Below are 15,556 nucleotides of genomic sequence, written 5' to 3'. Positions count from 1 at the left end.
TTTGGCTTCCCGATACCCTGATGCCATAAGGGTTTCCTCTTCATACCCTCACTGAATTTATCAAAATGCGCTTTTTTACGTGCTTATTGCTGTTTTATTCAAACTTCAACAATTATTCATAAACATAAGGGTAAAATTTGTCATAAACTATTACTCGGTTTTTTGGTTTTCGCCAAAAAGGAACACCCACAACGAAAGGAGACGGAATGCACCACGCCACACCGCTTATCACCACCATTGTTGGTGGACTTGTGCTCGCTTTTATCCTCGGCATGATTGCCAATAAACTGCGTATTTCTCCTCTTGTCGGCTATCTGTTAGCGGGTGTACTGGCGGGACCGTTTACGCCAGGCTTCGTGGCGGATACCAAACTGGCCCCAGAGCTGGCGGAATTGGGCGTAATTCTGCTGATGTTTGGCGTCGGCCTGCACTTCTCCCTGAAGGATTTGATGGCGGTAAAGTCGATTGCCATACCAGGAGCGATCGCCCAGATAGGGGTGGCGACGCTGCTGGGGATGGCGCTTTCGGCGGTGCTGGGCTGGTCGTTAATGACCGGCATAGTATTTGGGCTGTGTCTTTCAACCGCCAGTACCGTGGTGCTGCTGCGCGCGCTTGAAGAGAGACAGCTAATAGACAGTCAGCGCGGGCAAATCGCGATAGGCTGGCTGATTGTTGAAGACCTGGTGATGGTCCTGACGCTGGTGCTGCTGCCTGCAGTCGCCGGGATGATGGAAAAAGACAACGTCGGCTTTGCTTCGCTGGCGCTGGATATGAGTATCACCATCGGCAAGGTGGTGGCGTTTATCGCCATCATGATGCTGGTGGGGCGCCGTCTGGTGCCGTGGATCATGTCCCGCAGCGCGGCAACCGGCTCACGCGAGCTGTTTACCCTCTCCGTGCTGGCGCTGGCGCTGGGCATCGCTTTTGGTGCCGTAGAGCTGTTTGATGTCTCCTTTGCCCTGGGCGCGTTCTTTGCCGGGATGGTGCTGAACGAGTCCGAGCTGAGCCACCGCGCGGCGCACGATACTCTGCCGCTGCGCGATGCCTTCGCCGTGCTGTTCTTCGTCTCCGTCGGGATGCTGTTTGATCCGATGGTTCTGATTCACCAGCCGCTGGCCGTGCTGGGCACGCTGGCGATCATCATCTTTGGTAAGTCGCTTGCCGCCTTCTTCCTGGTGCGGATGTTCGGCCACTCCCCGCGTACGGCGTTGACCATCGCCGCCAGCCTGGCGCAGATCGGTGAGTTCGCCTTTATTCTGGCCGGCCTGGGCATGGCCCTGAACCTGCTGCCGCAGGCGGGACAAAACCTGGTGCTGGCGGGGGCGATTCTGTCGATTATGCTGAACCCGGTGCTGTTTGCCCTGCTGGAAAAATACCTCGATAAAACCGAAACGCTGGAAGAACAGACGCTGGAAGAAGCCATCGAAGAGGAGAAGCAGATCCCGGTGGATATTTGCAATCACGCCCTGCTGGTCGGCTTTGGCCGCGTGGGCAGCCTGCTCGGTGAGAAGCTGATGGCGCAGGGCATTCCGCTGGTGGTGATTGAGACCTCTCGCACCCGCGTTGACGAGCTGCGCGAGCGCGGTATTCGTGCGGTGCTGGGCAATGCGGCAAACGAAGAGATCATGAATCTGGCACATCTGGACTGCGCACGCTGGCTGCTGCTGACCATACCTAACGGCTATGAAGCGGGTGAGATTGTGGCCTCCGCGCGCGCGAAGTGTCCAGCGATTGAGATTATCGCCCGGGCGCATTATGACGACGAGGTGGAGTACATTACCGAGCGCGGTGCGGATAAGGTGGTGATGGGCGAGCGCGAGATTGCGAATACGATGCTGACGCTGCTGGAGAAACCGCCGGTTGAAGAGGCTGTGACGGGTTAAGAGTTGTGCGGCCTGATGCCCTCACCCTGGCCCTCTCCCACAAGGCAGAGGGAACAAACACTAAAAACGGCAACCATAGGTTGCCGTTTTGCTTTTACCTGTCCCAGTACGCCTCTTCGAGGCTGTCTTCGCGTTCCGGCAGGCCGCGCGTTAAGCGCGGGGAATGCTGGTTAAGCACCTGATAGCTCACGCGGTTGGCGTACTTACACACCTGCGCCAGCGACGAATAGGTCAGCCAGCTGAACTTGTGCTTGCTGGAGTTCGGTACGTTGGTTTTGTGGTAGGCATTGGCGGTGATATCGTGCAGCAGCGCCGCCAGCGCGCCGTCGCCCGCGCCGTTGGTGTTCATGATCTTCTCCGGACCGCCCATGTATGGCGCGATGTGAGAGTAGATGCGCAGCGGATTCACGCAATCCTTGTAACGCATGCCGCGGCTGAACTCGTACTGGTTAAACTCGGCAATCGCGCCGGGCAGCAGCGGGTGCTGGGTTTTACGCTTGCTCTCTTCTTCCGTGAAGCCGGCCATGTACAGCCCAACCGGTCCGGCAGTGCAGAGCACCAGATCCACCCAGTCCAGCGCTTTGTCAGATGCCAGCAGGGGATCGCTTTCGCCGGTCAGCGCTTCGGCCTCTTCTTCGTTCATCGCCAGAATCGAAACGTGCTCTTTCAGGAACGCCTGCCACCATTCCGGGTTATCGGCGATAACGAATTTAGTACCCAGCGTCAGAACGACCGGCACGTTGTATTTCTTCGCGTACTCAATCGCTTTCATGGTCGCTTCCGGCATCGGCTCGCCCGGCTTACAGCGCACCAGGTAGGAGGTCAGCACCAGCGCCGAGGCGCCCGCGATCACCGCTTCCGGGATGCTCTCAGCGCGCAGCTTGTTCATGTGGCCTGGGCTAATGGCGAAGGTACGCTCACCGGATTCCCCGATCAGGGTAAAGCAGCGGCCAATTGGCCCGTCGACACCCTGAAGGTAGTTCAGATCGGTACGGCTTGAGGTGTTGCAGAGATAGCGGTAGGCATAGCCGCCGATTTCGATATTGCTGCACATCACGCCGAGCAGCACCGAGCGGTCGTCGGCCAGCACAGAGTAGTTGTGCATGGTATTGCCGATGGTGCCACCGGCGAACTGATGGGTAATCAGGTTTTCGCGCACCAGCTCCTGGTACAGCGCTTCGGCAACGTCGTCTTCAATCACCAGCGAATGCCCGGCGCTCAGACCGTAACGCGCAACAAACGCATCATCCACTTTGGCTTCAATATCCACCAGCGTCTGATCGATACCCACCACCCATGCGGCGCTGGTTTCACTTTCAGGCTGGATTTGCTGCAGGAGCGGATCGCGCGCGTTAACGGGGAAGTAGTGTTTTGATTTACGTTTACCGGGAAATTTCATGGTCTGAACTGTGCAAGGAATAGAAGCCGGGAATGGTAGCACAAACCCGGCCTCAAGCGCGATTAGCGGCTTTTCGTCACCAGCGAGACCATCATGTCAATATGCTCAGGGGAGTCGTTAAGCGCCGGAATGTACTCGTACTTTTCGCCGCCAGCTTCAAGGAAAAATTCCCGGTTTTGTACCGCGATCTCCTCCAGCGTTTCCAGACAGTCGGCCGAGAAGCCCGGCGACATCACCTGAATGTGCTTCACGCCCTTCTCGCCCAGCATTTTGAGGGTTTCATCGGTGTACGGCGTCAGCCACGGCTCGCGACCGAAGCGCGACTGGAAGGTCATCATCACCTTCTCCGGCGGCAGGCCAAGGGCGGAGACCAGCTCGCGCGTGGTATCGCGGCAGCGCTGCGGATAATCATCCCCTTCATTGGCAAAACGCTGCGGGATCCCGTGATAGGAAAGCAGCAGCAGATCCGGCTCGCCGTGCTTTTCAAACGACGCGCGCGCGCTGTTGGCAAGCGCCTGGATGTAGAGATCGTTATCCGCGTAGTCGCGAATAAAGGTGACGCCCGGAATGCGGCGGCGGGTCGCCAGAATGCGGGCCAGCTCGTCCCAGACGGCGGCCACCGTCGAGCAGGAGTACTGCGGGTAGAGCGCCAGCACGACGATATGGTCCACGCCCTGCGCCAGCAGTGATTCCACCGCGCTTTCCAGGGACGGTTTTCCGTAGCTCATGCCGAGCGCGACGGGCATATCCGGCAGGCGGGCGGCCAGCGCTTTCTCCTGACGACGGCTGTAAACCATCAGCGGCGAGCCCTCTTCCATCCAGACGGACTGATAGAGTTTGGCGACGCGCGGAGAGCGAATCGGCAGAATGACGCCACGCAGCAGCGGCCACCACAGCAGTCTCGGGAAATCCACGACGCGCGTGTCGCTTAAAAATTGTCGCAGGTAGCGTTTTACCGCGTCTGATGTAGGTGCTTCTGGAGTGCCCAGATTGGCAAGCAGGATGCCGGTTTTCGCCTGACTCATTCACGCCTCTTAACCATTTGATAGGTTGTCAATTGTAGCGGAAATGCGTTTAAACGAAACCCATTGCTGTAATAGGTAAGATGAGAATATTTCTCACCCGGAAACCCGGGTGAGAGGCGCGCGATTAGCCGAGGATTTTTTCCAGCTCTGCACGTACGTCAGCCACGGCTTTGGTGCCGTCAACTTTTGCGTATTTGGTGTTACCCGCCTGCGCTTCTTTAGTGTAGTAGCCGATCAGCGGTGCGGTCATCTGATGGTATTCCACCAGGCGTTTACGCACGGTCTCTTCCTGGTCGTCTTTACGGGTGGTCAGCTCTTCGCCGGTCACGTCATCTTTGCCTTCAACCTTAGGTGGGTTGAATTTGATGTGGTAAACGCGGCCAGAAGCAGCGTGTACGCGACGGCCAACGATACGGTCAACGATCAGCTCGTCCGGTACGTCGAACTCCAGAACGTAGTCCACGTTGATGCCCGCTTCCTTCATGGCGTCGGCCTGAGGAATGGTGCGTGGGAAGCCGTCCAGCAGGAAACCGTTACGGCAGTCTTCCTGCGCAATGCGCTCTTTAACCAGAGCAATAACCAGCTCGTCGGTCACCAGCTTGCCTGCGTCCATGATGTCTTTCGCTTGTTTACCCAGCTCGGAGCCAGATTTAACAGCGGCGCGCAGCATGTCACCGGTGGAGATTTGCGGAATACCGTATTTCTCCATGATGAACTGAGCCTGAGTTCCTTTACCCGCGCCCGGAGCGCCAAGCAGAATAATACGCATTGCGAAAATCCCCTCAAAAGTCGTTTCAATTTTTCAAAAGCGCTAAACAATACCACCAGAACGGGCATCGCTCAAGGAAGGCGGGAAGGCTGAAACGGTTAACGGGGGGAGATTATTTGGGAGGGTGCGGTCTGATGCCCTCACCCCGGCCCTCTCCCACGGAAGAGGGAGAAGACCAGGGGAGGCGTGGTCAATTACGCCAGCAGCAGCGCATTCACACGTTTAATGAACAGGTTAGGATCTTCCAGCGTGCCGCGCTCGGCCAGCAGGGACTGATCCAGCAGCAGCTCAACCCACTCGGCAAAGCGGGCGTCGTCCTGGGTATCCGCCGCGCGTTTCACCAGAGGATGATCCGGATTAAGCTCAAAGATATATTTCACTTCCGGCATCGCCTGGCCCGCCGCAGCGAACAGTTTCGCCATCTGGGTGCTCATTTCGTCCGCATCGGTGGTGACAATCGCCGGGGTGTCGGTCAGACGGTGCGTGAAGCGCACCTCTTTCACGCGCTCGCCCAGCAGGGTTTTCACGCGCTCAATGAACGGCTCCAGCGCCTTCTCGGCTTCTTTCGCGCTTTCGTCAACTTCATCCGCCAGTTTGTCGATGGATTCGTCCGCTTTGGCGACAGACTGGAAGGATTTACCGTCGAACTCGGTCAGGTAGTTCATCATCCACTCGTCGATGCGGTCAGAAAGCAGCAGTACTTCGATGCCTTTCTTACGCAGCAGCTCCAGGTGCGGGCTGCTCTTCGCCGCCGCGTAGCTGTCGGCGGTGATGTAGTAGATCTTCTCCTGCCCTTCCTTCATGCGCGAGACGTACTCTTCCAGCGACACGGTCTGCGCGGAGGAGTCGGTATGCGTAGAGGCGAAGCGCAGCAGTTTGGCGATCGTTTCAACGTTCGCGGTGTCTTCTGCCGGGCCTTCCTTCAGCACCAGGCCGAACTGTTTCCAGAAGGTCTGATATTTTTCCGCATCGTCTTTCGCCAGTTTTTCCAGCATCTGCAGCGCACGTTTGGTCAGGGCGTTGCGCAGGTTACGGGTGACGGTGCTGTCCTGCAGAATTTCACGCGAGACGTTGAGCGGCAGATCGTTGGAATCTATCAGACCGCGCACGAAGCGCAGGTAGTTCGGCATGAACTGCTCGGCGTCGTCCATGATGAACACGCGCTGCACGTACAGCTTCAGGCCGTGCTTGTGATCGCGGTTCCACATGTCCCACGGCGCCTGTGCCGGGATGTACAGCAGGCTGGTGTACTCCTGCTTACCTTCCACACGGTTGTGGCTCCAGGTCAGCGGGTCGGTAAAGTCGTGGGCGATGTGCTTGTAGAACTCGTTGTATTCGTCGTCTTTAATTTCAGACTTGTTGCGCGTCCACAGCGCCTGCGCCTTGTTGATCTTCTCCCAGGAGACCACGGTTTCGCCGTCTTTCTCTTCCCGTTTTTCAATCTCTACCGGCAGGGCGATGTGGTCGGAATATTTGCTGATGATCGAGCGCACGCGCCAGTCGTTCAGGAAATCGTCTTCGCCTTCACGCAGGTGCAGGGTGATTTCGGTGCCGCGATCCGCTTTGGTAATGTCATCAACGGTATATTCACCTTCCCCTTTGGACTCCCACAGCACGCCGTTTTCGGCGCTGTCGCCCGCCGCGCGGGTGCGCACGGTAACTTTGTCGGCCACGATGAACGCCGAGTAGAAGCCCACGCCGAACTGGCCGATCAGCTGGCTGTCTTTCGCCTGGTCAGAGCCCATGGACTCAAGGAACGCTTTGGTGCCGGATTTCGCGATGGTGCCGAGGTGGTCGATCACCTCGTCGCGGTTCATCCCGATGCCGTTATCGGCGATGGTCAGGGTGCGGTTCTCTTTATTGAACGAGACGCGCACGCGCAGCTCGCCGTCGCCTTCGTACAGGTCCGGGTTGGACAGCGCGCGGAAGCGCAGCTTGTCCGCCGCGTCCGAGGCGTTGGAAATCAGCTCACGCAGGAAAATTTCTTTGTTGGAATACAGGGAATGGATCATCAGGTGCAGAAGCTGTTTTACTTCTGACTGGAAACCACGGGTTTCTTGTCCTTTCATCTAAGTCGACCTCAACAATGCCATTTAATGGGGTTGTAAAACGTTGAGTGAGAGATGGGGATAAGGGGGAGAGTTTTCAAGCGGAGGCCGCGCGCGCGGCCTCCGTTTGGTCAGAAAATAATCTTGTGACGCCCGGCCAGAGAGTGTGACAGCGTGGTGCCGTCCACCATTTCCAGCTCGCCACCCACCGGCACGCCGTGGGCGATGCGGCTGGCGTCCACGCCGTACTGCGAGCACAGTTCGGCGATGTAGTTGGCGGTTGCCTCCCCTTCCACCGTCGGGTTGGTGGCGAGGATCACCTCTTTGATGGTTTCGGACTCAAGACGCTGTTCAAGGCGGTCAAGGCCGATATCATCCGGGCCAATACCGTCGAGCGGGGAGAGATGCCCCATCAGCACGAAGTAGCGGCCGGAAAACTGCCCGGTTTGTTCGATGGCGTAGATGTCCGCCGGACTCTCCACCACGCAAATCTGGCCGTTTTCCTGACGACGCGGGTTCGTACAGATGTTACACACGTCCTGCTCGGTAAAGGTGCGGCAATCCGCGCAGTGACCAATTTCTGACATGGCGCGGGTCAAAGCCTGCGCAAGGCGCATCCCGCCGCTGCGGTCGCGCTGCAATAGCGTAAACGCCATGCGCTGCGCCGACTTCGGGCCAACGCCCGGCAGGCAGCGCAGTGCTTCCATTAACTGCGTGAGCAGCGGACTGGTTTGCATCAGAATGGCATCTTGAAGCCAGGCGGCAGCTGCATACCGCTGGATACAGAGGCCATTTTCTCTTTCTGAGTTTCGTCGATACGGCGAGCGGCATCGTTAAACGCGGCTGCAACCAGATCTTCCAGCATCTCTTTGTCGTCTTCGAGCAGGCTCGGGTCGATTTCCACGCGACGGCAGTTGTGCGCACCGTTGATGGTCACCTTGACCAGACCGGCACCGGACTCACCCGTGACTTCCAGCTGAGCGATCTCTTCCTGCATCTTCTGCATTTTTTCCTGCATCTGCTGAGCCTGCTTCATCAGGCCACCCAGACCGCCTTTTCCACCAAACATAGGCTTCTCTCTTTTTCACGTTTAAGGATTACAACCGTAAGTCAGACTCACGATCAAATGGGGCGAATACTCTCTTCATCCAGATCGGCGTCGAAGAACCGGCGCAGGGTCTGAATGTTGTTATCCGCAATAATCGCCTCGCGCGCCTGCGCGAGCTTTTCTTCATAAATGGCCTGGCGCCACTCGAGCGGCGTTTTCACTGCCGGATTATCATCTTCAATGATAGTCAATTCAACCGGCGCACCCTGTAATGCGGTGAGCGCCTCGGCCAGCGCCTTTTGCGCGCCAGGGGAATTGAGGTGCAGCTGGCCCGGACGCAGGTGCAAACGTACCTGATTGCCGTCCTGCTCTTTCCAGGCATTCAGCGCGACCTGCTCGACCAGCTTAGGCAGCTGAAGTTTGCTAACCTCGGCGGCCCAGGCGTCGCGCGCAATGGACTCTTCAGCAAGCTTCGCGGAAAGTTCCGGCGTTTTCTCATGCTCCAGCGCCTTTTTCAGCGCTTTCGGCGTGGCGACCTCTTCCTTCACCGTTTCAACAACGGTGGTCGCCTTCCAGCGGTATGCCTCTTCTTTCGCCGGGGCTTTCTGCTCAAGCGCGGACGGTGCCGGACGCGACTGTACGCGCTCCGTTACCGAGGCCAGTCGTGCAAGCGCGGCGTTGTTCACCGGCCGCGCTCTTCCTGGCGCTGCCGGTTCACTCTTTTTTGGTTTGGTTACTCCCTGGGCACGCTGCAGCTGGCTGCGTGCGGCAAGCACCGAACTGGTGGCATCCGACAGCGGCACGTTTTGCTGTGGCGGCGGCGTCGGCTGCGGTGGCACCTGCTGAGGCGACATCACCGCCGTAGGGGCGACCGGCGCGAAAGACTGCCGCGGCACTTCCGGCTCCGGCAATGGCATGCGCGGGTGGAACGCCAGCGCGCGCAGCAGAGTCATTTCAACGCCCATCCTGGGGTCCGGCGCGAACGGTAACTCTTTGCGGCCAATCAGCAGCGTCTGATAGTACAGCTGCACGTCGGCAGGCGGCACGGTGCGGGCAAGCTCACGCATCCGCTGTTCAATGGCGGCCATATCTGCGCCAATGGCGGACGGAGAAAGCTGCAGCATCGCCACGCGGTGCAACAGGCTGAGCATCTCAACCAGCAGTCCTTCCCATTCAATACCCAGGGCCGCGGCCGCATTCACCTGCGACATCACGCGTTCGCCGTTGGCGGCAATCATCGCTTCGATAAGCGACAGCGCCTGATCGTCATCCAGCGTGCCGAGCATAGTGCTGACAGCCTCGGTGGAGAGCTTGCCGTCACCGCTGGCAATCGCCTGGTCGGTCAGGCTGAGCGCATCACGCAGGCTACCGTCCGCCGCGCGGGCCAGCAGCTGCAGGGCGCGCGGTTCGTGGACAATGTTCTCTTCATCAAGAATGTGCTCAAGCTGAGCGCGGATCTGCTCAACGTCCAGCGCCTTCAGGTGGAACTGCAGGCAGCGCGATAAAATCGTGACCGGCAGCTTTTGCGGATCGGTGGTCGCCAGCAGGAATTTCACGTGCGCGGGCGGCTCTTCCAGCGTTTTCAGCAGGGCGTTGAAGCTGTGGCGCGACAGCATATGCACTTCATCGATCAGGTAGACCTTGAAGCGGCCGCGAGCCGGGGCGTACTGCACATTATCGAGCAGATCGCGGGTATCTTCCACTTTGGTGCGCGAGGCGGCGTCGATCTCGATCAGATCGACAAAACGCCCCTGCTCGATCTCCCGGCAGTTATCACACACGCCGCAGGGCGTGGCGGTGATCCCGGTTTCGCAGTTGAGACCTTTCGCAAGCAAACGGGCAATTGAGGTCTTACCGACGCCACGGGTGCCGGAGAAAAGATAGGCGTGATGGATGCGACCTAGCGACAAGCCGTTCGCCAGGGCCGTCAGCACATGTTCCTGACCGACAACGTCAGCAAAGGTTTGTGGTCGCCATTTACGGGCTAACACCTGATAACTCATGGGCAGGCTCTGCAACGCTGGAAGGTGAATTTATGGAGGGGAATGCTATCACAACCTCACCCATTGAGCGAGGTTGTGAAAACCGGGATTAATGACCCGGGAAAGGCACCAGGCTGTAGCTGGTAATACCCTGTTTTTCCAGGCGCTGTTCACCGCCAAGATCGAACAGATTGATGATGAAGGCCGCGTCGGTCACTTCACCACCCAGACGACGGATCAGCTTCACGGTCGCCTCAATGGTACCGCCGGTTGCCAGCAGGTCGTCGACCACCAGCACTTTGTCGCCAGGCTTGATCGCATCAACGTGGATCTCCAGCTGATCGGTGCCGTACTCCAGCTCGTAGCTCTCAGCTATGGTTTCACGCGGCAGTTTGCGCGGCTTACGAACCGGCACAAAACCCACGCCCATTGCCAGCGCAACCGGTGCGCCAAACAGGAAGCCACGGGCTTCGGTACCTACTACTTTGGTGATCCCGGCGTTTTTATAACGCTCGACCAGCAGTTCAATGCTGAGCGCGTACGCTTTCGGGTCTTCCAGCAAGCTGGTGACATCACGGAAAAGAATGCCAGGCTTTGGATAGTCCTGGATGCTTTTGATGCTGTTTTTCAGATATTCAAGCTGCTGTGCAGTTGCGGTCATCGGTTTTGCCTAAATGAAACAGTGTTACTCACAGCGCGCAACGAATCGGCCAAGGCAACAATTGTTTAACCTTTGACCAGGCGCACCTGTGCTCGAAAACGGTCGAATTTACTGGCTGTACGCAATAATTGCAACAGTCATGATAAGGCTTCAGTGCTTTTGTTGCTTTTCATCAACCACGGGGATTCGCCACATAAAGAAAAGCAGGCAGGTCAGGATCGCCAGCAGCAGAATGCGTACCCACATCATTTTCACCAGCCATAATGAAATAGCGAAGGTGATGAGGATCATCGCGATCGCGCGCGGCTTCGCGCCGGGCGGCATGGCCCGATGTTTTTGCCAGTGCCGCAGATAGCCGCCAAACCACGAGCGGTAGAGCAGCCAGTGATGAAAACGCGGCGACGAGCGGGCGAAGCACCAGGCCGCCAGCAGGATAAAAGGCGTGGTCGGCAGTAAGGGTAAAAACACCCCTAGCGTGCCAAGCACTACCGCGAGCCAGCCAATGATGATTAAAATAGTACGCTGCATAATGCGAATCGTTATCAAACTGAACGGCTACTTTACCACTGGAGAGCGCCTTGAAAACAGCACTGCTTCTTGAAAGGCTGCAAAATCAGCTGATTGCTCTGCGGGAGCAGGCTACACCGCTAATGGGGCACGCCACGCTGAAGCCGCGCTTTGACCGGCAGCTTTTTCGCACGCGCAGCACCGTCATTCAGGATTACCTGGCGGAAGCGCAGACGAACCTCGACGAGCTTCGCCATGCGGTTGAGAATGAACAGCAGGAACAGGTGGCGTGGCTTGCGGAGCATCTCACAGAGCAGATCACCGCTCTGCATCGCGAAATCACCGCCTGGCCGCTGCGCGCCTGGGACAGCGCCTCGCCGGGGCTCGGCAAATGGCAGCGCAAGCGGCTGGAGAACCAGGAGTTTGAGCGCCGGCTGTTTGAAATGAAGCGCGAGCGCGAAGGGCGGCTAAACAACAGCGAAACGCTGGAAGAGCAGCAGCTATTGATGCGCGAGATTAGCGCGCTGGAAGGACGCATCCTCCGCTGCCGTCAGGCGCGGGATGAGATTGAACACGTCATTGAACGTTTGACCCGTTAACAGGAGTCACACCATGTCACTGGAAAATGCACCCGATGAGGTCAAGCTGGCCGTCGATTTGATTATGCTGCTGGAGAATCATGAGATTCCCGCCGAGACGGTGCTTAAAGCGCTGGAGATTGTGCAGCGGGATTTTGAGGCAAAGGTGAAGGCCTGTTGCCCTCACCCTAACCCTCTCCCACAGGGAGAGGGAAGATAATAGATTAAGCCGGAGTCGGATCGTCACCCTTAATCTCGCGCTTCACTTCCGTATGCTCATCACCTTTCTCGTTACGCAGGTGAACCTCAAGCTGGTTGAAGGCGATATTAATATCATTTTCACGGCACAGACGATCGATAGAGCGGTTGAGTTCATCCACGGTGTAGCTGCGATCGCGCAGCTCGCGCACGTATAAACGCAATTCGTGATCCAGCGTGCTCGGCCCAAAGGTGGTGAAGAAGACCGCCGGCGCCGGATCGTGCATCACTTTTGGATGTTCTGACGCCGCCTTGAGAAGCACCTCTTTCACCTTCTCCAGATCCGATCCATAGGCTACGCCCAGACGAATCACCACGCGGGTCACCGTATCCGAGAGCGACCAGTTGATCAGACGCTCGGTCACGAACGCTTTGTTCGGGATGATCACCTCTTTGCGATCGAAGTCGGTGATGGTGGTGGCACGAATACGGATCTTGCTGACCGTACCGGAGAAGGTGCCGATGGTGACGGTATCGCCGATTCGTACCGGACGTTCGAACAGGATGATCAGGCCAGACACGAAGTTACCGAAGATCTCCTGCAGGCCAAAACCAAGACCGACCGAGAGGGCGGCCGCCAGCCACTGCAGTTTATCCCACGAGACGCCAAGCGAGCCAAAGACCGTCATCGCCCCAACAATAATGATCACGTAATTGAGGATCGTGGTAATGGCGTAGGACGCCCCCTGGCGAAGATTCAGACGTGACAGGAGCAGCACTTCCAGCAGGCCTGGCAGGTTGCGAATCAACGCCCAGGCCACCACCGACGACACCAGCGCAAACAGCAGGCTGCCCATGGTCACGCTTTTCATGACCGCCGCGCCCGCTTCGGTACCGTTGTATTGCCAGAGGGTAATACTGTCGAGATAGGCGAAAACGGTAATGAGATCGGACCAGATGGCCCAGAACATCACGGCAAAAAGGGCAATCATCACCAGCATGGTGATACGCAGCGTCTGCTGGTTAACCTGCTCCAGGGCGATGGTCGGCTCTTCCTGCGGTTCCGCGCCTTCGGCCCCCTCTTTCACCTGATGCTGACGACGCGCAATGGCACGGCGATAGGCAATGCGGCGGGCCGCCACGCTCAGGCCGCGCAGCACGGTCTGATAGAGCAGGTTCCAGACGATCACCAGATAGACCGTTTCAATCCAGCGCCCGGACAGGCGCAGCGTGGTATAGAAATAGCCCGTAGCCGTCAGCACCATCAGCGTCAGCGGAATGATCGCCAGCACCGTCACGGTGGCCAGACGAATATTGTGGGACTCTTTATCACGCCAGCTGTCGCGGCACATCGGCCACATCAGGATCGCAATCAGCAGCAGGTTCAGCAGGATGACCAGCTGGCCCAGCACATCATCCATCAGATGCAGAGGGGAAAGTTCAGAGACCACCGACCAGAAGTGCAGCGGAAGGAGCGCCAGGCTGATGCGCACAATCTGACGCCGCCAGTGGCTGGTCAGTTGCGCAGGCATGTTAAAATGACGCACCGCTACGCCGTCTTTTTCCAGCACCTTCCAGCACACGCCAAACACCAGCCAGAACAGCGCCAGTTTTTTACTGAACGCCCACAGCAGGTCGCTGACGTTGAGCTGCATAGTGAGCAAAATCAGGCCCACGGCCAGAATAATCAGACACACCGGCAGGGCGCGGATGAGATCGATGAGAATCGCTTTTGGCGTATGGAGCTGGCTATCGTTGCGCAGCTGCCCCACTTCGGAGGCCAGCTTCGCCTGGTATTTTTTCAGCCAGCCCAGACGCCAGCGGATCAGACCGGCAATCAGCAGCAGCGGTAAACCTGCCAGGAAAGCAATCATTACCGCAGGCCAGGCTTTCTCCCAGTTTACGGTGATCTTCATGCTCTTGATCTGCGTTTTCAGCGTCTCCGGGAAGGATTTAATCCAGTCCCAGTCCATCGGCTTGTTGCTATTCACCCAGAAAATCTGCTGGGTCAGGATCTCCTGCAGACTTTTCGAGACGCTCACCAGCTGCTGCTGGTTGATTTGCAGGTTAATGGCCATCATCAGCTGGTTGCCCAGCTGTTTGTTGAGCTGGTCCAGCAGCTCGCGACGCATATCAACGACCTGGAGCAGCGCGTCGTGCACTTCCGGGTTCACGTCGCTGGAATGCCCCTCTTCAATTTTGGCGACAAAAGCATCGCTCTGGAAAAGGGCATCGCGCTGCTGGTTAACGTCAAACTGTTCCAGACGTAAATCCGCAATGCGGTTGGTCATGTCCTCCAGCTCATCGGCGGACGGGAGCGTCTGCTGCTGCTGGTAGAGAATACGCGACAGGAGGAGGCTGCCCTTCAGGACCGCAATCTGCTCTTTGATGTTGCGTTCCGCCTGCAGCGCGCGATCCAGCCAGTTCTTCACCTTGATATTTTGCTGAACCAGCGAGTTACCGTTTTCCGTCGCCAGTATCAGGCGCTGGCTAAGCTGGTGGTTGGCCTCGAGCTCCTGTTTCACCAGCGGATTCGCCTGAATGCGGGCGGTTTCGTCAGGGGATACGGCCTCCTGGGCGGTTTTTTCCGTTAGCGTCAGGCGTTTGCTGTTTACCGCCTCCTGCAACAGCTGAAGCTGGTGCTCCAGGCGATTAATATTCGCGGTGACGTAATCACGCTGTTTCTGAAGCGTGTCCTGCAGCACCGTATTCCCTTCCAGGCTTTTACGCTGCTGTTCAATTTGCGCATTGAGCAAGGTCTGCTGAACCAGCAGCAGGGTTTGCTGCGTCGGGCGCAGCGTGCCTTCCCCAACCGTCGTGCCGTTCAGACGGTTGCGGATTTGCTGCAGCTGCTGAGACGCGGTGTACATCGCGTTTTGCACACGCTCCGGCTGGGTCTGCAGAGAGACAAGCTGGGTATTATACGTTGCGAGATCCGACTGCGCGGTTTGGAGGTCATCGAGCAGTTGTGCGACGCGGGACTCCAGCTGACGTAATGAGAGCGTCGAGAGCGTCTTGCGCGTCTCGTCGTCGTTATCCACATCGCTGAGGGCATTCAGCGCTTCGGTGGCCTTACGCATATTTTCAGGGGCCTGAGCCACCTTCTGGCGAAGCTGGACGGTTTCTGCTTTAACACGCTCAATTTTATCCAGCGTTTCCAGCGTTTCCGTCAGATCCTGCTGGATGAGTTTCTCCTGAGGGGAGAGATCTTTTTGTTTGTTCAGCGTGTCGAGCTGCGACTGAACATCGCCGCGCGAGGGAATATCGTTGCTGTTATCGGCGCGGGCCCAGGTCAGCGGCGCCGTGGCGAAGAAAAACAGCATCGCAAAGAGCAATGCAAATACAGGATGTTGCGAGCGATTGATGGGCAGCATAGTTGTGAATGATGTCAGAAGAGGACCGAAAATAGTCCGGCGTGAAGAATATCACGCTCGCCGAAAGCAGAATAGCGCGAACGT

Annotated in this window: 13 protein-coding genes and 1 other annotated feature; of the genes, 3 read left to right on the top strand and 10 right to left on the bottom strand. The window is 57.6% G+C overall.

Going from position 1 to position 15,556, the window contains the following annotated elements; translation table 11 throughout:
• The first annotated feature begins 206 nt into the window (after positions 1-206).
• Entirely contained in the window at positions 207-1,883 is a 1,677-nt protein-coding gene (gene ybaL / locus KGP24_RS05580) for a YbaL family putative K(+) efflux transporter (RefSeq protein WP_223562628.1), read from the top strand.
• A gap of 94 nt (positions 1,884-1,977) precedes the next feature.
• Here the strand turns inward: ybaL and KGP24_RS05575 are convergent, their stop codons facing one another.
• The 9 genes from KGP24_RS05575 to KGP24_RS05535 form a co-directional block, all read right to left on the bottom strand.
• A complete protein-coding gene (locus KGP24_RS05575; RefSeq protein ID WP_223562627.1) occupies positions 1,978-3,282 on the bottom strand; it encodes an inosine/guanosine kinase in 1,305 nt (434 codons plus the stop codon).
• A 62-nt stretch (positions 3,283-3,344) separates the two neighbouring features.
• On the bottom strand, positions 3,345-4,307 hold the full coding sequence (gene hemH, locus KGP24_RS05570; RefSeq protein ID WP_223562626.1) for a ferrochelatase: 963 nt from the start codon (positions 4,305-4,307) through the stop codon (positions 3,345-3,347).
• Positions 4,308-4,431: 124 nt separating this feature from the next.
• The gene (gene adk / locus KGP24_RS05565) at positions 4,432-5,076 is read right to left on the bottom strand and encodes an adenylate kinase (protein WP_006809841.1); all 645 of its coding nucleotides are present in this window, start codon (positions 5,074-5,076) and stop codon (positions 4,432-4,434) included.
• A gap of 194 nt (positions 5,077-5,270) precedes the next feature.
• Complete coding sequence (gene htpG / locus KGP24_RS05560; RefSeq protein WP_223562625.1) at positions 5,271-7,145, bottom strand: molecular chaperone HtpG; 1,875 nt, start codon at positions 7,143-7,145, stop codon at positions 5,271-5,273.
• 110 nt (positions 7,146-7,255) lie between these two features.
• The gene (gene recR, locus KGP24_RS05555) at positions 7,256-7,861 is read right to left on the bottom strand and encodes a recombination mediator RecR (RefSeq protein ID WP_008499298.1); all 606 of its coding nucleotides are present in this window, start codon (positions 7,859-7,861) and stop codon (positions 7,256-7,258) included.
• Complete coding sequence (locus tag KGP24_RS05550; RefSeq protein ID WP_003858972.1) at positions 7,861-8,193, bottom strand: YbaB/EbfC family nucleoid-associated protein; 333 nt, start codon at positions 8,191-8,193, stop codon at positions 7,861-7,863. The genes recR and KGP24_RS05550 overlap by 1 nt, the downstream gene beginning before the upstream one ends.
• Positions 8,194-8,246: 53 nt before the next feature.
• A complete protein-coding gene (dnaX, locus tag KGP24_RS05545) occupies positions 8,247-10,175 on the bottom strand; it encodes a DNA polymerase III subunit gamma/tau (RefSeq protein ID WP_223562624.1) in 1,929 nt (642 codons plus the stop codon).
• Positions 8,853-8,917 (bottom strand) — a sequence feature (DnaX frameshifting element). Its footprint overlaps the gene before it by 65 nt.
• A gap of 88 nt (positions 10,176-10,263) precedes the next feature.
• Positions 10,264-10,815, bottom strand: coding sequence for an adenine phosphoribosyltransferase (gene apt / locus KGP24_RS05540; RefSeq protein ID WP_000127359.1), 552 nt, complete (start codon positions 10,813-10,815; stop codon positions 10,264-10,266).
• Between the two features lie 150 nt (positions 10,816-10,965).
• Entirely contained in the window at positions 10,966-11,343 is a 378-nt protein-coding gene (locus KGP24_RS05535; protein WP_223562623.1) for a DUF454 family protein, read from the bottom strand.
• Between the two features lie 50 nt (positions 11,344-11,393).
• Between KGP24_RS05535 and priC the strand changes: the two genes are divergently transcribed.
• Together priC and rsmS are read left to right on the top strand one after the other, a co-directional pair.
• Positions 11,394-11,921, top strand: a complete 528-nt coding sequence (gene priC, locus KGP24_RS05530; protein ID WP_223562622.1) for a primosomal replication protein N'' — start codon at positions 11,394-11,396, stop codon at positions 11,919-11,921.
• 13 nt (positions 11,922-11,934) lie between these two features.
• On the top strand, positions 11,935-12,120 hold the full coding sequence (gene rsmS, locus KGP24_RS05525; protein ID WP_223562621.1) for a pleiotropic regulatory protein RsmS: 186 nt from the start codon (positions 11,935-11,937) through the stop codon (positions 12,118-12,120).
• 4 nt (positions 12,121-12,124) lie between these two features.
• Here rsmS and mscK read toward each other — a convergent pair whose 3' ends face one another.
• A complete protein-coding gene (mscK, locus tag KGP24_RS05520; RefSeq protein WP_223562620.1) occupies positions 12,125-15,472 on the bottom strand; it encodes a mechanosensitive channel MscK in 3,348 nt (1,115 codons plus the stop codon).
• Positions 15,473-15,556: the final 84 nt, after the last annotated feature.

The sequence above is a fragment of the Enterobacter sp. JBIWA008 genome (assembly GCF_019968765.1).
Classification (GTDB): Bacteria; Pseudomonadota; Gammaproteobacteria; order Enterobacterales; family Enterobacteriaceae; genus Enterobacter.
This window is presented reverse-complemented; position numbering and strand designations above follow the sequence as displayed.